This window comes from Streptomyces sirii (assembly GCF_045690365.1).
Taxonomy (GTDB): Bacteria; Actinomycetota; Actinomycetes; order Streptomycetales; family Streptomycetaceae; genus Streptomyces; species Streptomyces sirii.
Genome location: NZ_CP147982.1, coordinates 1436632 through 1461892 on the forward strand (window position 1 = coordinate 1436632; position 25261 = coordinate 1461892).

Annotated in this window: 19 protein-coding genes; 6 read left to right on the top strand and 13 right to left on the bottom strand. The window is 74.3% G+C overall.

Annotated elements, in window-relative coordinates; genetic code table 11:
* Positions 1-19: 19 nt before the first annotated feature.
* Genes WAB15_RS06705 through WAB15_RS06715 form a run of 3 tightly spaced genes read right to left on the bottom strand, consistent with a single transcriptional unit; the run spans position 20 to position 3691 of the window.
* Positions 20-433, bottom strand: a complete 414-nt coding sequence (locus WAB15_RS06705) for a DUF742 domain-containing protein (protein ID WP_399149000.1) — start codon at positions 431-433, stop codon at positions 20-22.
* 19 nt (positions 434-452) lie between these two features.
* Complete coding sequence (locus WAB15_RS06710; protein ID WP_399149001.1) at positions 453-893, bottom strand: roadblock/LC7 domain-containing protein; 441 nt, start codon at positions 891-893, stop codon at positions 453-455.
* Positions 890-3691 carry a nitrate- and nitrite sensing domain-containing protein gene (locus WAB15_RS06715; protein WP_407285648.1) on the bottom strand — a complete coding sequence of 934 codons (2802 nt, stop codon included), beginning with the start codon at positions 3689-3691 and terminating at the stop codon, positions 890-892. Before WAB15_RS06715 ends, WAB15_RS06710 begins: the two co-directional genes overlap by 4 nt.
* A gap of 268 nt (positions 3692-3959) precedes the next feature.
* On the opposite strand from WAB15_RS06715, the gene WAB15_RS06720 reads away from it, so the two are divergent.
* A complete protein-coding gene (locus tag WAB15_RS06720) occupies positions 3960-4448 on the top strand; it encodes a hypothetical protein (RefSeq protein WP_399149141.1) in 489 nt (162 codons plus the stop codon).
* 61 nt (positions 4449-4509) lie between these two features.
* On the opposite strand, the gene WAB15_RS06725 is transcribed toward WAB15_RS06720, so the two are convergent.
* Positions 4510-4839: a bifunctional 3-phenylpropionate/cinnamic acid dioxygenase ferredoxin subunit gene (locus tag WAB15_RS06725; protein ID WP_399149003.1), complete on the bottom strand. Its 330-nt coding sequence runs from the start codon at positions 4837-4839 to the stop codon at positions 4510-4512.
* 161 nt (positions 4840-5000) lie between these two features.
* On the opposite strand from WAB15_RS06725, the gene WAB15_RS06730 reads away from it, so the two are divergent.
* Together WAB15_RS06730 and WAB15_RS06735 are read left to right on the top strand one after the other, a co-directional pair.
* Positions 5001-5807 (top strand): IclR family transcriptional regulator, encoded by an 807-nt coding sequence (locus WAB15_RS06730; RefSeq protein WP_399149004.1) that lies wholly within the window; start codon positions 5001-5003, stop codon positions 5805-5807.
* Positions 5808-6114: 307 nt separating this feature from the next.
* Positions 6115-7200, top strand: a complete 1086-nt coding sequence (locus tag WAB15_RS06735; RefSeq protein WP_399149005.1) for an S-(hydroxymethyl)mycothiol dehydrogenase — start codon at positions 6115-6117, stop codon at positions 7198-7200.
* A gap of 31 nt (positions 7201-7231) precedes the next feature.
* Here WAB15_RS06735 and WAB15_RS06740 read toward each other — a convergent pair whose 3' ends face one another.
* The 7 genes from WAB15_RS06740 to WAB15_RS06770 all read right to left on the bottom strand — a co-directional run bounded on the left by WAB15_RS06740 (position 7232) and on the right by WAB15_RS06770 (position 18086).
* Entirely contained in the window at positions 7232-11917 is a 4686-nt protein-coding gene (locus WAB15_RS06740; protein WP_407285649.1) for a hypothetical protein, read from the bottom strand.
* 52 nt (positions 11918-11969) lie between these two features.
* Positions 11970-12833: a hypothetical protein gene (locus tag WAB15_RS06745; protein WP_399149142.1), complete on the bottom strand. Its 864-nt coding sequence runs from the start codon at positions 12831-12833 to the stop codon at positions 11970-11972.
* Between the two features lie 304 nt (positions 12834-13137).
* Positions 13138-14676, bottom strand: coding sequence for a hypothetical protein (locus WAB15_RS06750; protein ID WP_399149007.1), 1539 nt, complete (start codon positions 14674-14676; stop codon positions 13138-13140).
* 156 nt (positions 14677-14832) lie between these two features.
* Positions 14833-15477, bottom strand: a complete 645-nt coding sequence (pcp, locus tag WAB15_RS06755; protein WP_407285650.1) for a pyroglutamyl-peptidase I — start codon at positions 15475-15477, stop codon at positions 14833-14835.
* 65 nt (positions 15478-15542) lie between these two features.
* Positions 15543-16511, bottom strand: a complete 969-nt coding sequence (locus tag WAB15_RS06760; RefSeq protein WP_407285651.1) for a DUF979 domain-containing protein — start codon at positions 16509-16511, stop codon at positions 15543-15545.
* The gene (locus WAB15_RS06765) at positions 16508-17218 is read right to left on the bottom strand and encodes a DUF969 domain-containing protein (RefSeq protein ID WP_399149010.1); all 711 of its coding nucleotides are present in this window, start codon (positions 17216-17218) and stop codon (positions 16508-16510) included. Before WAB15_RS06765 ends, WAB15_RS06760 begins: the two co-directional genes overlap by 4 nt.
* 124 nt (positions 17219-17342) lie before the next feature.
* The gene (locus WAB15_RS06770) at positions 17343-18086 is read right to left on the bottom strand and encodes a GntR family transcriptional regulator (RefSeq protein WP_407285652.1); all 744 of its coding nucleotides are present in this window, start codon (positions 18084-18086) and stop codon (positions 17343-17345) included.
* 271 nt (positions 18087-18357) lie between these two features.
* Between WAB15_RS06770 and WAB15_RS06775 the strand changes: the two genes are divergently transcribed.
* The 3 genes from WAB15_RS06775 to WAB15_RS06785 are packed head-to-tail and all read left to right on the top strand — an operon-like array spanning position 18358 to position 20650.
* Positions 18358-19131 (top strand): LamB/YcsF family protein, encoded by a 774-nt coding sequence (locus WAB15_RS06775; protein WP_407285653.1) that lies wholly within the window; start codon positions 18358-18360, stop codon positions 19129-19131.
* Positions 19128-19760 (top strand): 5-oxoprolinase subunit PxpB, encoded by a 633-nt coding sequence (gene pxpB, locus WAB15_RS06780; RefSeq protein WP_407285654.1) that lies wholly within the window; start codon positions 19128-19130, stop codon positions 19758-19760. The genes WAB15_RS06775 and pxpB overlap by 4 nt, the downstream gene beginning before the upstream one ends.
* Entirely contained in the window at positions 19757-20650 is an 894-nt protein-coding gene (locus WAB15_RS06785) for a biotin-dependent carboxyltransferase family protein (RefSeq protein WP_407285655.1), read from the top strand. The genes pxpB and WAB15_RS06785 overlap by 4 nt, the downstream gene beginning before the upstream one ends.
* A 70-nt stretch (positions 20651-20720) precedes the next feature.
* On the opposite strand, the gene WAB15_RS06790 is transcribed toward WAB15_RS06785, so the two are convergent.
* Both WAB15_RS06790 and WAB15_RS06795 read right to left on the bottom strand, forming a co-directional pair.
* A complete protein-coding gene (locus WAB15_RS06790; protein WP_407285656.1) occupies positions 20721-24326 on the bottom strand; it encodes a hydantoinase B/oxoprolinase family protein in 3606 nt (1201 codons plus the stop codon).
* Positions 24327-24348: 22 nt separating this feature from the next.
* A complete protein-coding gene (locus WAB15_RS06795; RefSeq protein ID WP_407285657.1) occupies positions 24349-25260 on the bottom strand; it encodes an SGNH/GDSL hydrolase family protein in 912 nt (303 codons plus the stop codon).
* Position 25261 lies beyond the last annotated feature (1 nt).

The following is a 25261-nucleotide window of genomic DNA, read 5'->3' on the forward strand; positions in this document are numbered from 1 at the left end:
AGGCGCCCCCAGGGGCCGTTCACAGGGCCCGCAGGCCGTCGATCACCTCGCGCAGCACCTTCTCGTCGGGCAGCTCGGCGGGCGGCACCGGGCGGCTGACCCGGACCAGTTCCGCGTCCAGCAGATCGCCGATCAGGACCCGTACGACGCCGACCGGCAGATCGAGCTCGGCCGCCAGCTCGGCGACCGACAGCGGCGCCTGCCGGCACAGCTCGACGATCTCGACCTGCTCCGGCGACAGCGTCTGATCGTCGATCGTGCGCTCCGCCCGGCTCTCGGCGATCACCTGCGCGATCAGGTCGAGGCGCCCCTCGGCGTCGGTGCGGGTGCGCCCGCGCGTCATGGCGTACGGCCGGACGACGGGCCCCGCTTCGTCGTCGAACCAGCGGGCCGCCTCCCGGTCCCGCGCCGCCCGGCCGTCCCTGTCGCTCATGGCGTCCCCGTCGTCGTGCTCAGGTGGAGAGGCCGGACCTGGGCGCGGTGCCCAGATGCGCGCCCACGCGCTTGACCAGCAGGGTCATCTCGTAGGCGATCAGTCCGACATCGGAGTCCGCGTCGGCGAGCACGGCCAGGCAGCTGCCGTCGCCGGCCGCGCCGACGAACAGGAACGCGTCGTCCAGCTCGACCATGGTCTGGCGGACCTGCCCGACGTCGAAGTGCCGGCCGACGCCCTTGGCCAGGCTGTGGAAGCCGGAGGCGACCGCGGCCAGATGCTCGCCGTCCTCGCGGGTCAGGTCCTTCGAGGCGCCGGTGGCCAGCCCGTCGCTGGAGAGCACCAGGGCCTTGCGGATGGAGCCGACCCGATCCACCAGCTCGTCCAGGAGCCAGTTCAGCTCTCCGGACCCCTTCGCCGAGAACGATGCGTTGGTAGCTGCTGCCTTCGGTGCGGTCATGGACCGTCCCCTCCCGATGTGGTTCCTGGTGCTGCGGTGCCCGTGTCCTCGCCGCGGTGTGCGGCCTGGTCGGGGGCATCCGGGTCTGTGGTGTCCGCGGCCGGCGGGTTCCCGGCCGGCGCGTCCCGGTCCGGTGCCGAGCCGGGGCGCGGTTCCTCGCCGCTCTCCCGGCGGGCGCGCTGCCAGCCCCGCTGGAGCGAGGCCATCCGTGCCCGCACCTCCGCGGCGTCGCGGTCGTCCTCGGGCGGTGCGGCGGGCGGCTCCGCCGCGGCCGGACCGGCCGCCTCGGCCTTGAGCTGCGGTGCGAGGCTGGCCTGCCGGACGCGGCGGGGCAGCCCCGTGGGCGTGATCGGCGTGGGCGGGTTCGGGGGCGGGCCCGGGTCGCCGACGTCCTCGCCGGAGGGGCGCTCGCCGACCGGCTCGCGTTCGGACGGCTCGCGTTCGGACGGCTCGCGTTCGGACGGCTCGTCCGCACCGTCGCGGCCGTCGACCGTCCTGCCGTGGTCCGAGACCAGCACCGGAGGCCGGGGGCGGCGCGGCAGCGGTGCCGGTCCGCCGCCGGGCGCCTGGTCACGGGTCTGCTGGTGCTGCTCGCCGTCGGGGACCGGCGGCACCGGCGCGATGCTGCGCGGCCCGGGGCCCGCTGCGCGGCGGCCGGCGTCGCGGTCCCGCTCCCGGCCCCGGAAGAGGTCCTCCTCGTCCTCGTGCGGCCGCAGCCCGTCCAGGCCCAGCGGCGCCTCCAGTTCGACCGGGCCGTCGAGGATGCCCGGGGCCCGCCGCTCCGGAAGCGGCAGCGGCGTGTGCGAGAGCGCGGCCAACTTCCCCGCGGCGTGCTCCAGTTCGTTGCCCGGCGGGCCGGACAGCACGTCGGCGACCGGCCCCTCGACCTCCCTGGCACCGTCGGAGGTCTCGGTGAGGATCTCGCCCGGGATGAAGACCACTGCGGTGGTGCCGCCGTACGGCGAGGGCTGCAGCGAGACCCGTACCTGCTGGCGCAGGGCGAGCCGGCTGACCACGAAGAGGCCGAGGCGGTCGGTGTCGGACAGCTCGAACTCGGGGGTCTCGGCGAGCCGGAGGTTGGCTTCGAGCAGCAGGTCCGGGGCCATGCCCAGACCGCGGTCGTGGATCTCCAGGGTGTAGCCGTTGGCCACCCGCTCGCCCAGCACCTGTACGGCGGTGTGCGGCGGCGAGAAGACGGTGGCGTTCTCCAGGAGTTCGGCTATCAGGTGTGTGAGGTCCGAGACCGCCGGGCCGTCCACCGCGAGCCGCGGCAGCCGGCGGACCTCGATCCGCTCGTAGTCCTCGACCTCGGCGACCGCCGCGCGCACCACGTCCATCAGCTGGATCGGTTTGCGCCACTGCCGCGACGGGGCCGCGCCGGAGAGGATGACCAGGCCCTCGGCGTGCCGCCGCATACGGGTGGTGAGGTGGTCGACCCGGAAGAGGTCGGCGAGTTCGTCGGTGTCCTCGGTGCGCCGCTCCATGGCGTCCAGCAGCGTCAGCTGGCGGTGCAGCAGGACCTGGCTGCGGCGGGCGAGGTTGACGAACACCTCGGAGACGCCGCGGCGCATGTCCGCCTGCTTGACGGCGGCCTCGATGGCGGCCCGCTGGAGGGTGTTGAGCGCCTGGCCGACCTGGCCGGTCTCGTCCGGACCGAATTCGAGCCGGGGCGCCTCGGTCTCCACGTCGACCTGCTCCCCGGCCGCGAGCCGGCGCATCACGCTCGGCAGCCGTACGCCGGAGACCTCGTGGGCGGTCTTGCGCAGCCGGGTCAGGTCCCGGACGTGGCGGCGGCCGATGCGGAAGGAGACGATGATCGAGACCAGCAGCGCGATGAAGCCGAGCACGCCGGCGACGGCGGCCTTGAGCAGGATGTGCGAGGCGACCGGGGCGACCCGCTGCTGGTAGCGGTCGCCGGCGTCCTTGCCCATCCGTTCGAGGTCGTCGAGCACCTTCTCCGCGGCGGTGTGCCAGCGCTCGGCGTTGACCACCTGCGGTCCGGTCCGGGCGCCCGCGGCGATCACCCGGTCCTCGTAGGAGGTCAGTTCGCCGGCCTTGGCGGAGCGCCAGTAGTCCTCGTAGAGGCCGCGGTCCGTGGACGGCAGGGCGGGGAGGTTGGTGTCGTACAGGACCCGGCGCTCGGCCACCCGGTCGGACAGCGAGCGCAGATCGCGCTTGCTCATGCTGCCGGAGGCGAGCACCGCGGACATCAGGGCGTCCTCGCGGGAGACGGCCTCCCGGGCCCGGGTGATGTTGACCAGCGCCCGGCCCTGCTTGTCCATCTCCACGTTCTCCAGGGCGTGGAGCGCGGCGAGGAAGTCATAGCCGGGGTCGACCAGGGAGTTGTAGCTCTCCATGGCCTCGTCGCGGGTGACGGTGTTGTCCTCGACCTGGGTGCGCAGCGAGCCGAGGCCGGACAGGCCCTTGAGGACGCCGTCCATCCGGTCGCCGGCGTCGCCGGTCAGGTCCTCGCGTACGTCGCGGGCGTCGGCGTCGGCGCGCAGCCGGGTGATCGCCTCGTCGGTGGCCCGGGTCTGCGCGTGGAGTTCGCCCTCCGCGTCGGCGTCGCGCCGGTCGGCCAGGTAGAGCAGGCTCTGCCGGCGCTCGCGCTGGAGGGCCTGGACGACGTCCTCGACCGGATAGCCCAGGTTCTGTACGACGTTACCGACGTCCAGCAGCTGGTTGGCCTCACGTCCGGTGACATAGGTCATGAACGCCCACATGGACGTCAGGGACACCAGCGGCACGAGCAGCAACGCCACGATCTTCCGGCGGACCGACTTCCCGCGAAAGCGCATGGCCTCCCCTACGTCAACCCCGGCGCACGGGGGCGGTGTTCCGTCAACAAACGGCGCGAGCCTACTACTGTCGGGGGACGGACCCGAAGGCCTCTTGTGAGGTCACGGAGGCCCCCGCGGCAGGATCGTCCTACGTTGTCCGCTGATTCCCGGACAAGGCGCCCGTATTCCTGGGGCTGGACGTCTCACCCGTATTCGGCCGCAGGTCGGGACACTTGGCCGGTTTTTCCCTACCCCGAGTAACCCATCCTCGCTTCGGTGCGTGACCATGGACGTGGACGGTGTGCGACTCCCAGGGAATGTACCCGGCGAAACCCGGGCAGCCACCGAGGAGCCGGACACACGGGGAGAGTGCGGGGAGTGTGACGCGTTCATGGACACCGGCAGGCGGCCGTTGTGGCAGGAGGAGCCGGCGGCGCGGCCCAGGATGGCGGATCCGGTGCGCACGGCCGCGGTGCGCGCCGTCATCATCGTGGCGATCACGCTGATTCAAGCCATGGTGGCGTTCCTGTGCACCCTGGCGGGTTCCTGGTTCGCCTTCCCGGCGGTGCTGAGTACCGTCGCCAGTACCGTGGTCGCCACGTGGGGCGTGCTCGACGTCTGGGTGACCCGCCAGGTCTGGGTGCAGCGCAACGGCGTGCAGTCCCAGCCGAGCAGTACGGCCCGGGAGTTGCGACGCGAGCGGCGCCGGGCGCGCCGGCAGGAGCGGCGCGCCTCGCGGGAGGGCCGGTCAGGGGTGGATCGCGCGGCCGCGTGAACGATCGGGGCGGCGGCCCGGCACCGCCCCGAAGGCACTGAGACCTGCCCGGCCCCGGCTCCTAGGCCACGGCCTCTTCCCGCACGGCGGGCCGTACATGGATCATCCCGTCCAGGACGCCGACCTCGTGGGTGCGTACCGCGCGCCGGGCCGGCAGGCAGGTCGGGGCGCCGGTGCGCAGGTCGAACAGGGCCGCATGCAGCGGGCATTCGACGAAGCAGCCCTCCACCCAGCCTTCGGAGAGCGAGGCGTCCTGGTGGCTGCAGGTGTCGTCGACGGCGTAGAACCCGCCCTCGGTGTGGAAGACCGCGATGGCCGGTGTGGCGTCGTCGATCTCGATCCGTACGGACTCGCCCTCGGGCAGGTCCTCGATGCGGCAGACGGGAATCATCTGGCCCCCCTCGCGCTGGTCGGTATCATGTGTTCTGAATAACGCATCGCAGAGCGCGATGCGCAACAGAATCCAAGTCGGGGAGCGGGCCGTCAAGGGCTTTCCGGCAGATGCCCTCAGACGTGCCCGTCGGGGGCGACGGGGTGGTGACGCAAAGACCCATGGCGAACACGAGCGATACGGCGGACGACCGGTCCGAGGAGCGGCGCGGCGGGGCCGGATCCGTCCAGTCCGTGGACCGCGCGGTGAGCGTGCTGGAGATCCTGGCCAAGCTGAGCGAGGCCGGGGTGACCGAGATCGCCGAGGAGCTGGGCGTCCACAAGTCGACCGCGTTCCGGATCCTCGGGGTGCTGGAGAACCGCGGGCTGGTGGCGCAGGAGAAGGAGCGCGGGAAGTACTACCTGGGGGCCGGGGTGCTGCGGCTGGCCGGCGCCGCGGCGATCCGGCTGGACATCTCACAGGAGGGCCAGCCGGTGTGCCGGGCGCTCGCCGACGACACCGGGGAGACCGCCAACATCGCGGTGCTGGACGGCGATGCGGCGGTCAACATCATGCAGGCCAGGGGCGCCGCCGCGGTCACCGCGTACAACTGGCTCGGCCGGCGCACCCCGCTGCACGCCACCGCCAGCGGCAAGGTGCTGCTGGCCCATCTGCCGGCGCAGCGACGGGAGAGCCTGGTGACCCGGAAGCTGGCGCGGTTCACCGAGCACACCCTGACCACGGCCGCCGGTGTGCGCGAGCAGCTGACCGCCGCGCTGGCGGACGGATTCGCCTGCACCAGCGAGGAGTTGGAGATCGGGCTGAACGCGGTGGCGGCGCCGGTGCGGGCGCACGACGGTGCGGTGATCGGGGCCATCGGCGTCTCGGGACCGGCGTACCGGATGGAGCGTCAGCTGCTCCCCGAGCTCGCGGAGCGCGCCGCGAAGGCCGCGGCCGAGCTCTCCCGCCGTATGGGGTACGCGGGTTGAGGACCGCGCGACGGCGTCCGGGGCGCTCCGGGAGCCCGGGGCGCCTCCCCCGGGGCGCGCCCTCCACGGCAGGCGCCGCCTAGCAGAAAATCGCCCCTTGACGGATCCCTGACGGACTTCCAGCATGTCTCCTATGGCGCAACCTAGCGCGATATAGGCAACACCGGAGACGGTGGTGGAGCGCCCCTCCACCGCCGCCCCCGTTCCCAGCGCAGCGCACCACTCCCACCCCTCACAGGCATCCGTGCCACCTCACCTGTGTCACCCGCCCCTGCCGTCACCGCAGGCGCTGTATTAGGAGTGAGACATGCCGCACGAAGCCCGCGCCGTCGTCGCCCTCAAGAAGGGCGCGCCCGTCGAGGTGCTGCCGATCCTCGTGCCCGATCCCGGTCCGGGCGAGGTGCTCGTGTCCGTACAGGCCTGCGGGGTGTGCCACACCGATCTGCACCATCGCGACGGCGCGATCGGCGACGACTTCCCCTATCTGCTCGGCCACGAGGCGGCGGGCGTCGTCGAGGCGGTCGGCCCCGGTGTGGCGGAGCCGGCGCCGGGCGACTATGTGGTGCTCGCCTGGCGGGCGCCCTGCGGGCAGTGCCGCTCCTGCCGGCGCGCCCGCCCCTGGTACTGCTTCGACTCCCGCAACGCCGTCCGGCCGATGACCCTGCCGGACGGCACGGAGCTGACACCGGCTCTGGGCATCGGCGCCTTCGCCGAGAAGACGCTGGTCGCGGCCGGGCAGGCGGTGAAGGTCGATCCGTCGGCGCGCCCGGAGGCCGCGGGCCTGATCGGCTGCGGGGTGATGGCCGGGTACGGCGCCGCCGTGCACACCGGGGCGGTCGGCAGCGGTGACACCGTCGCCGTCATCGGCTGCGGCGGCGTCGGCAACGCCGCCGTCGCGGGCGCCTCCCGGGCCGGGGCGCGCCGGGTCATCGCGATCGACATCGACGACGGCAAGCTGGACGCGGCCGAGCGGTTCGGCGCCACCGACACCGTCAACTCCCGTGGTACGGACCCCGTCGAGGCCGTCCGCGCGCTCACCGCCGGGCACGGCGCCGATGTGGTGATCGACGCGGTGGGCCGTCCGGAGACCTACCGGCAGGCGTTCTATATGCGCGATCTGGCCGGCACGCTGGTCCAGGTCGGGGTGCCCGCACCGGACGCACGGATCGAGCTACCGCTGATCGACCTCTTCTCGCGCGGTGGCGCGCTGAAGTCCTCCTGGTACGGCGACTGCCTGCCCAGCCGCGACTTCCCCGTCCTGATCGACCTGTTCCTGAGCGGCAAGCTCGATCTGGAGCGCTTCGTCAGCGAGACCATCGCACTCGACGGCCTGGAGGCGGCCTTCGCCAAGATGCAGCGCGGGGAGGTGCTGCGGTCGGTCGTGGTGCTGTGACCGCCCGCGGTCCGCTCCCCGCGCCCATGGGTCACCGGGCCGCTTCGTCCGCCTCCCGGGGCGCGGCATCCTCCGGGCGGCGGTACATCCGGGTGGCCGTGATCTGGCCGTGCACCACCTCGCCGGACGGGTCCGGCTGCGGCAGGCCGGGCCGCAGATGCTCCTCGACACTGATGTACTTCAGGCCCGCGCGCAGGTCCGCGTCATTGCGCAGCCGGATGACCAGCGGGAACTCGGCGAGCGCGGTGGTGTCGAACAGGCCGGTGGTGTACAGGAGCTGGACGCCCAGCGCGTCGGCGACGGCGCGCTGCAGCTCCAGCAGGTACGTCGCGTTGGCCCGGCCGATGGGGTTGTCGAGGAACAGCGTGCCGGCGTGCCGCTGCTTGTCGCGGCCCCGGTCGTTGCTGCGCAGCGCCGCCATCGTGCAGTACAGGGCGATGGCGGCGGTCAGCAGCTGACCGCCTGAGAAGACGTCGCCCATCTGCCCGACCGGCACCCGCTCGGCGCGCAGCACCGCGTCCGGCTTGAGGATCTCCACGGCGACGCCGCGCGGCTGCAGCGCCGCGCCGACCCCGCGCAGCAGCAGGGACATCCCGTCCCGCCGCAGATCACTGTTCTTCTTCACCGCCGAGCGGGTGGCCTCGTCGATGACCTCGCCCAGCCGCTCGGTGAGCGTGGCCTGGTCGGGGTCCTCGAAGCGGATCCGCAGGAACTCCTGGCCGGACCACTCCCCCAGCCCCTCGGGCAGCCGGGACAGCCGCTGGGCCGAACGCAGCGTCGTCAGCGAGGACTCCACCAGGCCGCGGAGCCGGTCGACGATGGAGTCGCGGTTGCGCTCCAGCTGCGCCAGCTCGTCGGTGAGCACCCGCAGGCGGGGTGCGAAGGCCTCCGCCCACTTGGCGGCGTGGTCCGGCAGAGCCGCGGCGGGCAGTTCGCGGATCTGCTGCCGGGCGGGGGTGCGGACCTGCTCGTAGCGGGTGGAGTTGGCGTGCCGTACCAGGACGTCGGAGGCCTCGCGGACCGCGGACTCGGCGGCGGAGAGGTCGGCGGCGCAACCGCGCAGCGAGCGGCGGGACTCGGCGGCGGCCTGCCGGGCCTCGGCGAGGGAGCCGGCGTACGGCTCGGGCCGCTCACCGGCCGCCTCCTCCGCCTCCTGGTGGTCGCGCAGCAGATCGCGCAGCATGGCCGCGGTCTCGTCGAAGCCGCCGGCCGCGTCCTCGGCCGCGCGGTGGCCGCGCAACAGCTCCTCGTGCCGCTCCCGCGCGGCCGCCAACGCCTCGGTGGCGGTGGCCAGTTCACCGGACGCGGTGCGCAGCAGCTCCTTGGCGCGGTCGGCGTCCGCGGGCACCAGCTGCTCGGGCAGCTCGGTGTGCGCCTCCTTGTCCGTCGGGGCCAGCCGCTCGGCCTCGCCGCGCAGCCGGCCGAGCTGCTCGCTGGCGGCCGAGGCGCGGGACTCCAGCATCTGCACCAACGATTCGGCGCGGGCCGCCGCGGCCTGCCGGGACGGGCCGTCGGCGGCGTCCGGGCTCTCCAGGAGGGCCTCGGCGCGGGTGCGGACCTTGTTGGTGAGGCGGTTCAGCTCGGCCAGCGCGCCCGACTCCTCGCCCTCGGCGCGGGCCTGCTCGGCACGCAGATCGGCGCCGACGCCGACCTTCTCGTAGAGCTGGGAAGCGGCGCGGTAGGCCTCGCGCAGCGCCGGCAGCGAGGTGCTCGCCCCTTCGGGGGCCTCGCCCAGGTCCTCCGGCACACCGGCGATCTCGGCGCGCTCGGCGCGCAGCGCGCGGGCCGTACGGCGTGCGTCGTCGGCGGCGCGCTGGGCGGCCCGGCGGTCCTCGTCGGCCGCCCGGGCGCGGTCCACGCACTCCTCGGCACGGGCCTCGAACTCGGCCGCCTCATCGGCGAGTTCACGCATCCGGGACTGCCAGGAGGAGCGCTCGCGCAGCCGGTGGGCGAGCCCGGCGAGCAGGTCGGCGGCGCGGCGGGCGCGCTGCGCGGTCTCCTGCCGCTCGTCGCGCACCCCGGTGGCCTCGGCCGCGATCTCCTCGGCCTCGGCGCGGGCCGTACGGGCCTCGGCGAGCCCGGCGGCTGCTTCGTCGGCGGCGGTACGGGTCTCGTCCGCGGCGGCGGCCAGCTCCGTGAGCCGGTCGGCGGGGCAGCCCGCACGCCACGAGCCGAGCCGGGCGGCCAGCGCCCGGTCCCCGGCGAGCCGGGCGGCCAGCGCCCGGATCTCCTCGTCGCGCTCCGTCGCGCGGGCCCGCAGCGCCCGGCGCTCCTCATCGGCGGCGGACTCGTCGTGCATCGCCGGGTTCGGCGGGACGAGGAACACGCCGGTGTCCCGCTCGTCGGGGGCGGGGGTGGGCGCGAGCAGCGCGGCGGCGGTGCCGACGGCGACGGCGGAGCGCGGCAGCAGCGCGGCCTGGGCCAGCACCTCGCGGGCCCGGGCGTGGGTGTCCGGGTCGGTGATGATCACGCCGTCGACGAGTTCGGGCCGGGCGGCCAGCACCCGGGCGTGGTCGGCGGGGTCGACGGACTGCGCGAGATAGCGCCAGCCCGGCAGCGCCGGGACGCCCTGCTCACCGAGATACTCCACGGCCGCCAGCACGTCGGGTCCCGGCGGCAGCAGGCCGCCGTCGCCCAGCGCGCCGAGGATCCGCGCGTCGTCGGCGGCGGCCGTGCGCAGGTCGAACAGCTGCCGCTCGGCGGCGGTGACGCCCTCCTCCAGCAGCTCCCGCAGCGCGTCGGCGTTGCGGTCCAGCTCCTCGGCCGTCAGCGGTCCGGCGGTGGCAGCGCGGCGCGCGGCGCCCGGGTCCGCAGCGGGGGCGGCCGTACGGGGACCGGGCACGCCGACGGCCTTCGCCTCGGACTGCGGCAGCCCGAGGAGCTCGGCGAGCCGCTGCTCGGCGCCGATCGACTCGGCCGCGCGGCGCTCGGCGTCGTAGGCGCGCCCGGCGGCCTGCGCGGCGTCCTCGGCGCGGGCCGCGGCCAGCTCCGCCGCGGAGTGCCGGGCGGTCGCCTCGCGGGCGCGGTCGGTGGCCTGCCGCGCCGCCTCCCGGGCCTGGTCCCAGGCCTCGACGGCGGTCTTCTCGGCGTCCGAGGCGGCGAGCGCGGCGCGGGCCGGGTCGGCGTCCGGGGCGCTGTCGTCCAGCCAGCCGGCCCGGACGGCCTCGGCGGTCTCCTCGGCGACCTCGGCCAGCCGCTGCTTGAGGTGATCGGCCTCGCTGCGGGCGCGCTGGGCGTGGGTGGCGGCGGTGGTCGCGTCGCGGTGCGCCGATTCACCGGCCTCCTGGAGGGCGGCGGAGCGCTCCTCCTCCTCGTTGGCGACCCGCTCGCCCGCCTCGGCCGCCGTGTGCAGGGCCCGTACGAGGTCGGCGGCGGCGGTGGCGCGGGCGGCGAGCGCCGGGGCGGCGTCCCGCTCGGCCTCGCGGATGGCGGCGGCGACCCGGGCGGAGCGGTCGGCCGCGGCGCGGTGGCGCAGCGCGATCTCGGCGGCCTGCCAGGCGCTGTGCAGCGTCCGGGCGTCGTTCAGCTCGCGGCGCTGGGCGGCGGCGCCCTTCTCCGCGGCGGCCAGCGCCAACGAGGCGTGTCGGTAGGCGAGTTCGGCGGAGACCAGGGAGCGGCGCTCGCGGGTGTGCTCGGCGTCGGTGACGCGGTGGGCCGCGGCCGCGACCTGTTCGGCCAGCTCGGCGGCGCGGCCGCGCTCCTCGGTGGCGCGGCCGTGCAGCCGCTGGGCCAGGCCCCGGGTGCGCCGCTCGGCGCCGGCATGCACCTCGCGGGCGCGTTCGCGCTGCTCGGCGGCGTCGGCGATGCGCGAGAGCAGATCGAGCGAGCCGGCGGTGAAGTCCCGCTCGGCGGTCAGCTCGGCGCGCCGGCCGAGCTTGTGGGCGAAGCCGTGGACCAGGTCGGCGAGACCGTCGGTGTCCCGGGTGTCCGTGACGGCGCGCAGCAGCAGGTCGGTGAAGTCCGAGTCGTTCTTGACCGCGAACAGGCCGGCCGCCTCGCCCTCGTCGGCGTTCATCTCCCGCTGGTAGCGGAAGAGCTCCGGGTCCAGGCCCAGCTCGCCGAGGTGCTCGTTCCAGCGCTCGTGGATCTCCTCCCAGACGACGTCCAGATTGGGGTAGTTCTTCCCGGCCTCCGTCAGAACGTCGCGGAAGCCCTTCATCGTGCGGCGCCGGCCCTGGGCGCCGGAGGTGCCCTCGCCGCCCTCCTGGCGGGGACGGACGAGGGTGGCCTCGGCGACGGGCAGCGAGTCCAGGCTCATGCCGGGCCCGGGCCGGAAGCTGTACCAGGCCTCCGCGAACTTCCGGGGGTCGTTGGAGACCTGCCGGCCGCGCCACTCGCTGACCTTACCGACGACGACGCTCTCGCCCGTCAGGACGTGCTGCCACTCCAGGGCGACATGGCCGCAGTCGTCGGCGAGCAGGAACTTGCGCAGTACGCCGGAGCTGGCGCCGCCGAGGGTGTTGCGGTGACCGGGCAGCATCACCGAGAAGATCAGCTTGAGCAGGACGGACTTGCCGCCGCCGTTCTCCAGGAAGAGCACGCCCGCGGGGGCCGGGCGGCGCGGCGGGCCGACCGGCTCGTCCTCGAAGAAGTCCGCCTGCGCCGGGGCCGGTCGGGGCACCGGCGCGCCGACTCCGCGCAGGTCCAGCACGGTGTCGGCATAGCGCGCACCGGCAGGCCCGATGGAGTAGAGGCGGACCCGGGACAGCTCGTACATGGCGGACTCTCGTGGTGTGGGGCGAAAACGCGGCGGTCGGTGGGCGGGCTCGTCAGGCGGAGTGGAAGGGAAGTCCGGCGTCGGAGACCAGGTCGAGGTCGTCGGTGTCCTCGCCCGGCAGCAGCGAGGCGCTGCCGTCGGCGACGGGGACGATGCCCAGGTCGAGCAGCTCGGCCATGGCGGCGCTGCCGGCCATGTCGCGGACCTGGAGTTGGTAGCGGGCGGTGGTGCGGTAGGCGCCGCCGGCGTCGTCGCCGGTGCGCTGAAGGAAGCCGGAGTCGACGAGGAACGTGACGGCCTTGGCGATGATGCCGGTGGTCGAGCCGGCCAGTCGCCGGGCGTCCTTGGTGGCGCCGGTCGCGCTGCGCCGGGCGTAGATCCGCCAGGCGGACTCCAGGCCGGGGGCGTCGGTGGCCGGGTCGGTGTTCTCGCCCTCCTGCTCGGCGCGCTCCTCCAGGCGGCGGCAGGCCTGCCGGACGAAGGCGTCGACGCCGTTGACGGTGATCCGCCCGATATAGCCGTCGTCGGCGAGGTCTTCGGGGCGCGGGAAGGCCAGCGCGGCGACCGCGAGGTGGGCCAGGCCGTGCAGGAAGCGGTCGGCGGAGTCGGCGGAGGCCCGGCGGGCGTAGTCGCCCATCCGCACCGCGAAGACGGAGTCCTCGGCGGCCGTGACGGCCATACCGGCGCGTGTGGAGACCTCCAGGACGACCAGGCCCAGGCCGGTGGCGACGGCGTCGGCGAGCCGGGCGAAGGCGGGGTCGTCCCGATAGCGGCGCAGCAGCTCGCCGTACTCGGCGTCGCGGGCCGGCAGCAGCTTGGGCTGGAGGCCGAAGGAGACCAGCCGCGCGGCGTCGGCGGCGTCGGCCGGGACGAGGGGCTGAGGCCTGCCCTGCTCGGGGAGGTCCCCCCGCCCCATCAGAGTCGCGAGCGGGGCGGGAGCCGAGAGCCTGGGGGACGGCCCGGCCGCGGCCCGTTCGGCGTCGGTGGCGGGCGCGCCCCGGTCCGGCTCGCCGGTACCGGCCGCCGGGTCCGGCTGCGCCACCTCGTCGGCGTCGTACTGGGTCACGGGACAGGCTCCTTGCGGGGGACGGGCACAGACATCTGCTGCCGGCGGCAGGGCTCGGGCCGGGGTGCGGGCGGAGGGCCGTACAGCGCGGTCCGGCGGCGGACGGCGGCGCGCGGCCTGGTGGGTATCGGCGGCAGGCTCTGGCCACGGGGCATCAGGCCACCTCCGAGCGGTCGGCGGCCATGCCGGCGGCGTCGAGGAGCGCCTTACCGACGATGAGGTCGGCGCCGCCGAACTCGGGGTCGGTCAGCTCCGTGCCGTCGTCGACCGCGAAGAGCAGCTGCGGTTCGCCCTGGCGGTAGGCCGTGCCGACCGGCGGGCTGGCGGCGTGGACCGCCAGCAGGGCGACGAGGTAGGGGAGTTCGGGATCGCTGCGGCGGGCCTCGGCCAGCAGGCCGGAGAGCCGGCGGGGGGCGTCGGCCGGCAGGTCCAGCAGCGCCATCGCGGCGTCGAGCTGGGCCTCGCTGAAGCGGCTGTCGTCGGGCGTGGCCACCAGGTCGGGCTCGGGCATCTCGGCGCCGAGGTGCTCGCGCTCCAGGGGCGGGGTCAGCAGGACCTCGACGAGGTCCCCGACGCGCACCGCCGAGGGCGTGCGCAGGCCCGTGCCGTGCGCGAAGTAGGCGTCGGTGACGCGGATGGCCTGCTCGGCGGGGAGCGGCAGCAGGGGCGCGACGAGCTGGCCGTACAGGTCGAGTCCGGAGCGGGCGGCGGGGGCGGCGAAGGCCTGCCGGTCCTGCTCGGCGCGGAAGAGCGGGCCGGCCTCCAGCAGCCGGGACTGGAGCTGGGTGTGCCGGCGGATGCAGTCCTTGACGATGTCGACGAGCTCGGCGGCGCGGCGCTTGTGCTCGCCCGTCTTCGGGTTGTCGGCCTCCGTCTCGTCGCGGGCCTTGCGGATGTTGGTCAGGATGGCGTTCTCGTGGCGGTAGCGATCCGCGACGTGGTCGAGGGCTTCGCTGATCATGTCGGGCACGGTCTCAAGCCAGTCGACGGCGCGGACGTTGCGCCGGGTGGCGTCCAGCGTCCGGCGCAGGGTCTCGGCGTACTGGACGGTGCGGTAGCGGGCCTGCTCGGCGGCGAGCTGGGCGTCGGCCAGCCGGCCGCGGTTGATCAGCACCTCCAGCTTGACCTCGGCGGCGATCTGGGCGCTGGTGACATCGGTGTCGAGCGCGCCGACCAGGACGTTGACCGCCTCGTCGGTGGCCCGGAGGTAGACGTTGCCGCCGGCGCCGGGGACCTCCTCGATGAGCTTGAAGTCGTAGTCGCGCCGGATGTACGCGCCCTCGGTGGTGAACGTGCCGTAGACGGCGCGGAAGCCGCGGTCCACGCTGCCGACGTTGATCAGGTTCTCCAGCACCCAGCGGGCCACCCGCTCGTGCTCGCCCGCGGGCCGGCCGGGGGTCTGGGCGGCCACCCGGGGGAGCACCTTCGCCACTATCTCCTCGTGGTCGGCGCCGGTGTCGAAGTCCATGTTGAGGGTGACGAGGTCGATGACGGCCAGCGCCACCTCCGCCATGGCGTAGCAGCCGTACTCGCCCGCGAGGTTGGCCTTGCGCACGTCGAGGTCGTGCAGCGGCGCGGTGCACGCGAGGGCGCGCAGCCGGCGGGCCAGGCCTTCGTCGGCGGCCGGGCCCGGCGCGGGGCGGTTGACCCCGTTGAGCTGGGGCGCAGCGGGCCCCGGGGCGGGAAAAGTCACGTCGCACAGAGTAGGCGCTCGCACTGACAACGGACGAAACGGCGCGGATCCGCTCATGGGTGGAAGGGCCGGTGGGTCCGTTGACGGACCGCTCGCGGGCCGAAGCGCCAGTCTACGGTGCGGCCCGTCGCGGCCGGACGCCAGGGCCGCCCCGCGTCAGTGGGTGGCCCCGCCCGCCACGCGGATGTCGGTGCGGGTGCGCGCCGCGGTGGCGGCGATCTCCCGCAGGGCCCGGGCGACCGCGGGGACCGGCAGCGACGGCTGGGCGCGGTCGGTGACCTGCTCGGGCGCGTAGGGGACGTGCACGAACCCGCCGCGCAGATCGGGGAGTTCGGTGGCGATGAGGTGGGCGAGGCCGTAGAAGACGTGGTTGCAGACGAAGGTGCCGGCCGTGTTGGAGACCGAGGCGGGCAGCCCGGCGGCGCGGACGGCCGCCACACACGCCTTGATCGGCAGGGTGGAGAAGTACGCGGCCGGGCCGCCGGGCACGATCGCCTCGTCGACCGGTTCGGCTCCGGAGGTGTCGGGTATCCGGGCGTCGTCGACGTTGATGGCGACGCGTTCGACGGTGATGTCGGGGCGGCCGCCCGCCTGGCCGACGCAGACCACGACCTCGGGTCGGGCCTCCTCTATGGCGGCGCGCAGTACGGCCACCGACGCCCCGTAGACGCACGGCAGCTCGACGGCGGACGCCTCGATCCCGGCGGGCGGTTCGGCCACGGCGGCGCGGACCGCCTGCCAGGAGGGGTTGGTGGCCTCACCGTCGAAGGGCTGGAAGCCGGTGAGCAGTACCCGGGTCATACGGACATCCTCGGCAGAGCTGGGAGGTGGACGGGGCGGGCGGGCGGCCGGGGCGGGCGGGCGGCTCAGAAGGCGAACAGCGCCATGATCACGATGTTGCAGCCGAGCAGCACGCCCGCTGTGGGCAGCTGCGCCTTGATGGGCCCGTACTGGTCCTTCAACTCCAGCAGGGCTGCCGGGACGATGTTGAAGTTGGCGGCCATGGGGGTCACGAGCGTGCCGCAGAATCCGGCGAGCATGCCGATGGCCAGGACGGCGGCGGGGTTGCCGTCGAAGTGCCCGATCAGGACCGGCCAGCCCACGGCCGCGGTCATCACGGGGAAGGCGGCGAAGGCGTTGCCCATGATGATGGTGAAGGCGAACATGCCCACGCAGTAGACGACCACCGCGATGTAGAGCGAGTCCTTGGGCAGTACGGAGGTGGCGAGCTTGCCCACCTGGTCGCCGACGCCGGAGACCTGGAAGATGGCGCCCAGCGTGGCCAGCATCTGGGGCAGCAGCATGGCCCAGCCCATCGCCTCCAGCATGGAGCGGCCGGACTGCACAGGCACCGATATCCGCTTCTCGCGCAGCATGACCATGCCGACGACGAGGGCGACGACGGCTCCGATCCCGAGGCCCAGGATGGTCTCGCTGCCCTCCTGAAGGACCGGCCGGCCCCCGAAGGAGAGGTGCTTGACGCCGATGGCGCAGGCCATGGCGACGACCGGGATGGTGAGCGCGGGGACGAACAGCCGGTTGCCGAGCTTGGCCGCGCTGGCGGATCGCTGCTCGGGGGTGGTGGTGCGCGGGGTGCCACGGCCGGTGCAGCCGAAGCCGGCCAGCACGGCCATGGCGAGTACGGCGACGCCCAGCGGCTCGGCCGGCGCCTGCTTGGTGACGACCCAGCTGCTGTAGACGAAGCCGGCGCCGATCAGGCCCCAGAAGGCGCCGGTCCCGTAGCGCTTGGGGTTGCTGCGGTCGGTGACCATCTGAGCGGCCATCACCAGGAAGCTGAGGCCGACCAGCCAGTAGAACCACTCTGCCTTGATCACTGGGCTGCCTCCACTGCGGCGCTGGGCTGGACGTTGGCGGTGAGCAGTTCGCGCTCCAACTGGCGGTCCAGGCGCAGCAGTCGCCAGCCGTGGACCACGAAGGCGCACACGGCGGTGGGGATGGCCCACAGCGCGAGGTGCAGCGGTTCGAGGTGGGTGCCGTAGGTGGTGTTGACGAATCCGGTGATCAGCAGGATCGAGCCGACGGCGAGGAAGACGTCCTCACCGAAGAACAGGCCGACGTTGTCCGCGCTGGCGGAGAACGAGCGGACCTTCTCGCGGGTCCGGTCGGGGAGCCGGCCGTATGTGCGCTCGGCGGCGCCCTCGGCCATCGGCACGGCGAGCGGGCGGACGGTCTGGGCGTGCCCGAAGACGTTGGTCAGCCCGACCGCGGCGCCGATCTGCCGCAGGCCCAGGTAGAGCGCGAGGAAGCGGCCGGTGGTGAGCTTGGCGAACCGGGCGATGAGGTTGCGGGCCTGCTCCTGGAGGCCGTAGCGCTCCAGGAGTCCGATGACCGGGAGGGTGATCGCGAAGATCGTCACCGCCCGGCTGCCGGCGAAGCCCTCGCCGAAGGCGGCGAGCACCTTGGCGGGCGACAGACCGCCCAGCAGGCCGGTGCCGATGCCGGCCACGCCCACGACCAGCAGGGGATTGCGTTTCGTGGCGAAGCCGACGACGACCACGAGCACCCCGAGGAGCACGATCATGGATCCGCCTTCCGCGTACGGGACCACGCGGGTCCGTGAAGAGGGGTTACGAGATTGCAGCGGACGTTAGGCGATTGTTCAACGATCCGACAAGGGGTGTGCGCCGGCAATCTCGAAACTTCGTTCACTCCTCCGCGATGTGCCGGGCGTAGGCGCCCGACAACTGCACGCGTGAGTCCTCCAGATAGGAGTGCAGCAGCCGCTCGGCCTCGGTGGCGTCGCCGGCCTGGAGCGCCTCGACGATCTGCCGGTTGCGGGTGAGATAGGGCGCGTGGAAGCGCCGGGGATCGGCCATGACGTGGAAGACCAGCCGGAGTTCGGCCAGCACTCCCCGCATCAGATCGTCCGTGCGCGGACTGCCCGCCAGGGCCACGATGCCCTGATGGAAGCGGATATTGGCGGTCGAGAGGTCCTGCCACTCCCGCTCGCCGGAGGCGACCTCGCCGGCCCGTACGGCGGCCTCGATCGCCGCGACGGCGTCCTTGACGCGGGCGTCGTAGGGCCCCTGACCCAGACCCCGTACCGCCGCGCACTCCACGAGCGTGCGCACCCGGTAGATGTCGTCCAGGTCCTCGACCGTCACCACCCGCACGAAGACTCCGCGGTTGAGCTCGTGCACCAGCAGCCGCTCGCGGGTCAGCAGCCGGAACGCCTCCCGGAGCGTGTTGCGCGAGACGCCCAGCGCACCGCCGATGCTCTCCTCGGAGAGCCGGGCACCGGGCGGGAAGTAGCCCTCGGTGATCCGGTCGCGCAGGATGTCGGCGACCCGCTCGGCCGTGCTGGCGCGTCCCAGCAGGGCACGGTCCCGTTCCAGGCCCGCCACCTCGGCGAGCCGCCCCTGATCGTTCTTCGCCTCTTGGCCGGCCATGCCGCCGCTCCCCGCTCTCGTATCCGCACCCGGCGGCCGCAGCGGGTCTCGGGTGTCCTGTCGAGCGGCAGTCAATCCCAGACCAGGGGACAAAACAACGGAGCCGGGACCAGGTGCCGCACACCTCTTGTCGGATCGTTCAACGATCCTCTACGTTGTTCCCCACGCCGGTCGGCTCGACGGCCCTCGGGGGAGAGCCGCTACGGATACGGGCCGGCCGGACCGCTCCCGTCCGCCCGCCGGCCCGACAGCACCCTTGGAACGGACACACATGAGCGACGCGGTGGACTGTGTCATCGACCTCAACGCCGACCTCGGCGAGGGCTTCGGCCGCTGGCAGCTCACCGACGACGAGGCCCTGCTCTCCGTCGTCACCAGCGCCAACGTCGCCTGCGGCTTCCACGCCGGGGACCCCTCGACGATGCGCCGGGTGTGCGACCTGGCCGCCGCGCGCGGCGTGGTGATCGGCGCCCAGGTCTCCTACCGCGACCTGGCCGGCTTCGGCCGCCGCGCGATGGACGTCCCGCCGGACGAACTGGCCGACGAGATCGCCTACCAGATCGGCGCGCTGGAGGTCTTCGCCCGCGCCGCCGGCACCCGCGTCTCCTACGTCAAACCGCACGGCGCGCTCTACAACCGCTGTGTGCACGACGCGGAGCAGGCCGGCGCGGTCGTCGAGGGCGTCCGCACCGCCGGCGGCGGACTGCCGGTCCTCGGCCTGCCCGGCTCCCGGCTGCACGAGGCCGCCCGGCTCGCCCAGCTCCCCGTCGTCGGCGAGGCGTTCGCCGACCGCGCCTACACCGCCGAGGGCACCCTCGTCCCCCGCCGCGAGCCGGGTGCGGTGATCCACGACCCGGACGAGGTCGTCAAGCGCGCCGTCGGCATGGCCCGCGACCACGCCGTCACCTCCCGCGACGGCCGCCGCGTCGCGGTCGCCGCCCGCTCGCTGTGCCTGCACGGCGACACCCCGGGCGCCGCCGGCCTCGCCCGGCGCGTACGGTCCGAGCTGACCGCGGCCGGCGTCCGCGTCCGGAGCTTCACATGAGGCCGCTGCCGGTCGGCGAACACGGGCTGCTGATCGAGCTGGACGGCGCGGAGGAGGTCGAGGCGCTGCACGCCGAGCTGCTGCGCCGGGCCGCCGACGGCACCCTGCCGCGGATCGCCGAGATCGTGCCGGCCGCCCGTACGGTCTTCCTCGACGGCCTCGCCGACCCCCGTGGCTTCCTCGCCGAGCTGGCCACCTGGGTCATCCCGCCGCGCGCCGCCGCCGACCGGCCCACCGTCGACATCCCGGTCCGCTACGACGGCCCCGACCTCGCCGATGTCGCCGCCCTGTGGGGCACCACCCCCGACGAGGTCGTCCGCCTGCACTCCGGCACCGAATTCCACGTCGCCTTCTGCGGCTTCGCCCCGGGCTTCGGCTATCTGACCGGTCTGCCCGAGCCGCTGCACGTACCGCGCCGGGACACCCCGCGCACGAAGGTCCCGGTCGGCTCGGTAGCGCTCGCCGGCCCGTACACCGGCGTCTATCCGCGCTCCTCCCCCGGCGGCTGGCAGCTGATCGGCACCACCGACACCGTGCTGTGGGACCCGCAGCGCGAGCCCGCCGCACTGCTCACCCCGGGCACCCGGGTCCGCTTCGTCCCCCTGGAGAGCGTGGAGACCGCCCGATGACCGACCGCGCCTTCTCGGTCGTCCGAGCCGGTGCGCTCACCACCGTCCAGGACCTCGGCCGGCCCGGCCACGCCCACCTCGGGGTGCCGCGCGCCGGCGCCCTGGACGAACCCGCGCACCGCCTCGCCAACCGCCTGGTCGGCAACCCCGCATCGGCCGCCGCCCTGGAGACCACGCTCACCGGCTGCGCCGTACGGGTCCGCACGGCCACCACCGTCGCCGTCACCGGAGCCCCCTGCCCGGTGACCGTCGACGGCCGCCCCGCCCCCTGGGGCGCGCCGTTCCGCGTCCCGGCCGGCGCCGTCCTGGACGCCGGGGCCGCCACCCACGGACTGCGGTCCCATCTGGCCTTCGCCGGCGGCATCGAGACCGAGGAGATCCTGGGCAGCCGCGCCACCGACCTGCTCTCCGGCCTGGGACCCGACCCACTCACCGACGGCGCGGTCCTCCCCCTCGGCGCCCCGCACGGCCCGCCCGCGGCGGCCGACGCCGTCCCGCACCCCGGCCCGGCGCCCGAACTCCTCCTGCCGTTCCTGCCCGGCCCCCGCGACGCCTGGTTCACCCGGGCCGGCCTGCACACCCTCGCCACCGGCCGCTTCCGGGTCTCCCCGGCCAGCAACCGCATCGGCCTGCGCACCGAGGGCCCGCCCCTGGAACGCGCCCGTCCCGGCGAACTCCCCAGTGAGGGCATGCCGTTGGGCGCCCTCCAGGTCCCTCCGAACGGCCTCCCGGTCCTCTTCCTCCACGACCACCCCACCACGGGCGGCTACCCGGTCGTCGGCGTCGTGCCCGCACGCTTCCTGTCCGCCGCGGCGCAGGCGGTGCCGGGCACCCCGGTGCGGTTCCTGCCCCTCGGCCGGCGGCCGGCCCCGGCGTCGCACCCCGGCTGACACCTCCCAGGAGTAGCGCCGAACCCGACCCCGGTCGCGCACCGACCGGGTCCGCGCCCGGGGGCGGCGGCTACGCCTCCCCGTACCCACCGCCCCCGGGCGTGCGGATCACCAGTACGTCGTCCGTGCCGACCTCCGCCGCGTCGCAGCCCTTCAGCTCCTCGTGCGAACCGTCCGCCCGTTCGATGAGGTTCACGCCCAGCGCGCCCGGGGCGCCGCCCGCCATGCCGTACGGCGGGATCCTGCGGTGGTTGGTGAGCAGGGCGATGGTCATCGGCTCCAGGAAGCGCAGCCGGCGCTCGACACCGCAGCCGCCGTGCCAGCGCCCCGCCCCGCCGCTGCCGGCGCGGATGGCGAAGCCGTCGACGCGGACGGGGTAGCGCCACTCCAGCACCTCGGGGTCGGTCAGCCGGGAGTTGGTCATATGGGTCTGCACCGCGTCCGCGCCGTCGAAGCCGTCACCGGCGCCCGAGCCGCTGGCGACGGTCTCGTAGTACTGCACCCGGTCGTTGCCGAACGTGAGGTTGTTCATCGTGCCCGAGCCCTCCGCCTGGACGCCGAGGGCCGCGTAGAGCGCGCCGGTGACGGCCTGCGAGGTCTCCACGTTCCCCGCGACGGTGGCCGCCGGGAAGACGGGGGCGAGCATCGAGCCCTCCGGGATGCGGACCTCGACGGGCTTGAGGCAGCCGCTGTTGAGCGGGATGTCCTCGGCGACCAGGGTGCGGAAGACGTAGAGCACGGCCGCCATCACCACCGAGGTGGGCGCGTTGGCGTTGCCGGGCTGCTGGGGTGAGGTGCCGGCGAAGTCGAGCACGGCGCTGCGGGCGGCGCGGTCGACACGCAGCGCGACGTGGATCCGCGCGCCGCCGTCGGTCTCGTAGCGGCAGCTGCCGTCCGCCAGTCGCGTGATGATCCGGCGTACGGACTCCTCGGCGTTGTCCTGGACGTGGCCCATGTAGGCGCGTACGACGTCCAGGCCGAACTGCTCGGTCATCCGGTGGAGTTCGTGGATGCCCTTCTCGTTGGCGGCGATCTGGGCGCGCAGGTCGGCGAGGTTGGCGTCCGGTGCGCGGGAGGGGTACGGCCCGGAGGCGAGCAGCTCGCGGGTCTCGCGCTCGCGCAGCCGGCCGTCGCGCACCAGCAGCCAGTTGTCGAAGAGGATGCCCTCCTCCTGGATGGTGCTGCTGAAGGCGGGCATCGAGCCCGGGGTGATACCGCCGATCTCGGCGTGGTGGCCGCGGGAGGCGACGAGGAACAGCAGTTCACCGCCGTGCGGGGCGAAGACGGGGGTGACGACCGTGACGTCCGGGAGGTGGGTGCCCCCGTGGTACGGATCGTTGATCGCGTACACATCGCCCGGCCGCATCTCGCCGCCGCGCCGCTTGAGCACCTCCTTGATGGACTCCCCCATCGAGCCCAGGTGCACCGGAATGTGCGGGGCGTTGGCGATCAGATTGCCCTCGGCGTCGAACAGCGCACAGGAGAAGTCGAGGCGCTCCTTGATGTTGACGGAGTGCGCGGTGTTCTCCAGGCGGACCCCCATCTGCTCGGCGATGGCCATGAAGAGGCTGTTGAAGACCTCCAGCATCACCGGGTCGGCTTCGGTGCCGACCGCGACCCGGTCGGTGCGCGGCCGGGTCCGGGTCAGCATCAGGTGTCCGCGGTCGCCCATCGCCGCCTGCCAGTCGGGGTCGACGACCGTGGTCGCGTCCTCCTCGGCGATGATCGCCGGGCCGGTGAGGGTGTCACCGGGGCGCAGGTCGGTGCGCCGGTAGAGACCGGTGTCCCGCCAGCGCCCGCCCGCGTACATCCGGACCGTCGCGGCGGGCGCCAGCTCCCCCTCCCGGCCGCCGGGCCCGGCCTCGTAGCCGCGCGCGCCGCCGGCCTCCCCCAGCGCCTCGACCGAGACCGCCTCGGCCACCAGCGGCTTGTCCATGGTGAAGGCGTAGCGCTCGCGGTGCGCGCGGACGAACTCCGCGGCCATGGTGTCGGCGTCGGCGAGCGGTACGCCGATGGTGGAGTCGGTTCCGGCGTAGCGGACGAGCACCCGGGCACGGGTGGTGATCGACTCGTCCGGCACCCCGTCGTCGAGGAGTTCGCGCCGGGTCTGCCCGGCGAGCGCCTCGCACACCTCCCGGACCCGGTCGAGGGCCGCGGGGTCGGTGAACTCCGCCTCGACGGCCTGCTCGCGCATCGCGGTGGCGTCGGCGACCCCGATGCCGTACGCGGAGAGCACCCCGGCCAGCGGCGGGACGAGGACCGTGGCGATACCCAGCGCGTCGGCGACCGCACAGGCGTGCTGGCCGCCGGCGCCGCCGAAGCTGGTCAGGGCGTAGCGGGTGATGTCGTGGCCGCGCTGGACGGAGATCTTCTTGACGGCGTTGGCCATGTTGAGCACCGCGATGTCCAGGAAGCCGGCCGCGACCTCCTCGGGGCCGCGGTCGTCCCCGGTCTCGGCGGCGATCCGCGCGGCCAGCTCCGCGAAGCGGGTGCGGACCACCTCGGCGTCCAGCGGCTGGTCACCGTCCGGTCCGAACACCGCGGGGAAGTGGGCGGGCTGGATGCGGCCGAGCATCACATTGGCGTCGGTGACGGCGAGCGGCCCGCCGCGCCGGTAGCAGGCCGGCCCCGGATCCGCGCCGGCCGAGTCGGGGCCGACGCGGTAGCGGCGCCCGTCGAAGTGCAGTACGGAGCCGCCGCCGGCCGCGACCGTGTGGATGTTCATCATGGGGGCGCGCATCCGTACGCCGGCGACCTCGTTGCCGAAGACCCGCTCGAACTCGCCGGCGTAGTGCGAGACGTCGGTGGAGGTGCCTCCCATGTCGAAGCCGATCACCCGGTCGTGCCCGTCGCCGGCCTCGGCGGCCGCACGGACCATGCCGACCACGCCGCCCGCGGGTCCGGACAGCACCGCGTCCTTGCCGCGGAAGTGCTCCGCCTGCCGCAGCCCGCCGTTGGACTGCATGAACATCAGCCGGATGCCGGGGAGTTGGGCGGCGACCTCGTCGACGTAGCGGCCCAGGATCGGCGAGAGGTAGGCGTCGACGACGGTGGTGTCGCCGCGCGGCACCAGCTTCATCAGCGGGCTGACCTCGTGCGAGCAGCTGACCTGGGCGAAGCCGGCCGCTCGGGCCAGCTCGGCGACGACCTTCTCGTGGTCGGCGTGCCGGTAGCCGTGCAGCAGGACGACGGCGGCGCTGCGCAGCCCGTCGGCACGGGCCCGCAGCAGCGCCTCGCGGACCCGGTCGGTGTCCAGCGGCCGGACCAGCTCGCCGTGGGCGCCGATCCGCTCCGGCACCTCGATCACCCGGTCGTAGAGCGCCTCGGGCAGCACGATCCGCCGGTCGAAGATCCGCGGCCGGTTCTGGTAGGCGATCCGCAGCGCGTCCCGGAAGCCCTCCGTGGTCAGCAGCACCGTCGGCTCGCCCGTGCGCTCCAGGAGGGCGTTGGTGGCGACGGTGGTGCCCATCTTGACGACGCCGACCCGCTCGGCGGGCACCGGTTCGTCCGGGCCGAGCCCCAGCATCATCCGGATGCCGGCCACCGCGGCGTCCCGATAGCGCTCGGGGTGGTGGGAGAGGAGCTTGCCGGTGACCAGCCGCCCGTCCGGCCGCCTGCCGACGACGTCCGTGAACGTGCCACCGCGGTCGATCCAGAACTCCCAGCGTCCGGTCATCCCGCCATTGTCGCAGCGCCCTTCACCGCACCGGCGTCTTTCGGCGGCGTTCCGACACAGGCCCCAGCGCGGCGAGGGCGCTGCGGGTGGCGTGGTCGGCCGCGGCGTCCAGCAGCCGCCCGGATCCGGCCAGGGCGTGCCGGCACTCCTGGGCCGCCAGCGCGAGCAGGCCGGGCAGCAGATCCGTGCACCGGTCGGCGACCCAGCGCGTCCCCTTGGTCGCCATCCACAGGGCGGAGGCGGTACGGGTCGGCGGCCGGCCGTCGAGGGTGAGCGGGGGCGGCGGTCCGACGGGCACACCGGCATCGGCGAGCGCCGTATGGAACCCTCGGGCCAACAGCCGGTGACCGCGCTCGCTGGGGTGCAGCCGGTCGACGCTCCAGGAGGCGCGCTCGGCGACCCAGGGGTGGTCGGCCAGGTGCAGATGCACTCCCCCGTGGCGGGTGGACACCGCATGGACGACGGTGTTGACGGCGCGCATCCGCCGCGCCAGCGGACGGGCCAGCGGCCCGGGCAGGCCCAGCATCCGGCCGGGATCGGGCAGACACGCCGTCAGGACCACCGCCCCGCCCGCGCTCAGGACGCCGTGCGTCCGGTCCAGCGCGGCCGCCACCCGCTCGATGGTGAAGGCGGCCCGCAGGGTGTCGTTCGCGCCGACGACCAGCGACACGAACCGCGGCTTGAGCTCCTGCGCGGCGGGCAGCTGCCGCTCGGCCACGTCCGCCGCCAGCGCCCCGCTGAAGGCCAGGTTCACCAGCTGCACGCTCCCCGGCCGTTCGCCCAGCGCCGCGGCCAGCAGCGCGGCCCAGCCGCGCCAGCCGCCGCCCGGCAGCGGGTCGCCCAGCCCCTCCGTCAGCGAGTCGCCGAGCGCGACGAACCGGCCCGGGCCGGCGGCCGGTGCCACCGGCGCGCCCGCTATCCCCTCCGGTCCCATG

Coding starts and splice junctions, on each gene's coding strand:
- WAB15_RS06745 (WP_399149142.1), bottom strand. CDS start 12,833: ATGGGGCGGGGGGACCTCCCCGAGCAGGGCAGGCCTCAGCCCCTCGTC.
- WAB15_RS06785 (WP_407285655.1), top strand. CDS start 19,757: ATGACCGACCGCGCCTTCTCGGTCGTCCGAGCCGGTGCGCTCACCACC.
- WAB15_RS06725 (WP_399149003.1), bottom strand. CDS start 4,839: ATGATTCCCGTCTGCCGCATCGAGGACCTGCCCGAGGGCGAGTCCGTA.
- WAB15_RS06775 (WP_407285653.1), top strand. CDS start 18,358: ATGAGCGACGCGGTGGACTGTGTCATCGACCTCAACGCCGACCTCGGC.
- WAB15_RS06730 (WP_399149004.1), top strand. CDS start 5,001: ATGGCGAACACGAGCGATACGGCGGACGACCGGTCCGAGGAGCGGCGC.
- WAB15_RS06715 (WP_407285648.1), bottom strand. CDS start 3,691: ATGCGCTTTCGCGGGAAGTCGGTCCGCCGGAAGATCGTGGCGTTGCTG.
- pxpB (WP_407285654.1), top strand. CDS start 19,128: ATGAGGCCGCTGCCGGTCGGCGAACACGGGCTGCTGATCGAGCTGGAC.
- WAB15_RS06705 (WP_399149000.1), bottom strand. CDS start 433: ATGAGCGACAGGGACGGCCGGGCGGCGCGGGACCGGGAGGCGGCCCGC.
- WAB15_RS06720 (WP_399149141.1), top strand. CDS start 3,960: ATGGACGTGGACGGTGTGCGACTCCCAGGGAATGTACCCGGCGAAACC.
- WAB15_RS06710 (WP_399149001.1), bottom strand. CDS start 893: ATGACCGCACCGAAGGCAGCAGCTACCAACGCATCGTTCTCGGCGAAG.
- WAB15_RS06770 (WP_407285652.1), bottom strand. CDS start 18,086: ATGGCCGGCCAAGAGGCGAAGAACGATCAGGGGCGGCTCGCCGAGGTG.
- WAB15_RS06795 (WP_407285657.1), bottom strand. CDS start 25,260: ATGGGACCGGAGGGGATAGCGGGCGCGCCGGTGGCACCGGCCGCCGGC.
- WAB15_RS06740 (WP_407285649.1), bottom strand. CDS start 11,917: ATGTACGAGCTGTCCCGGGTCCGCCTCTACTCCATCGGGCCTGCCGGT.
- WAB15_RS06765 (WP_399149010.1), bottom strand. CDS start 17,218: ATGATCGTGCTCCTCGGGGTGCTCGTGGTCGTCGTCGGCTTCGCCACG.
- WAB15_RS06735 (WP_399149005.1), top strand. CDS start 6,115: ATGCCGCACGAAGCCCGCGCCGTCGTCGCCCTCAAGAAGGGCGCGCCC.
- WAB15_RS06790 (WP_407285656.1), bottom strand. CDS start 24,326: ATGACCGGACGCTGGGAGTTCTGGATCGACCGCGGTGGCACGTTCACG.
- pcp (WP_407285650.1), bottom strand. CDS start 15,477: ATGACCCGGGTACTGCTCACCGGCTTCCAGCCCTTCGACGGTGAGGCC.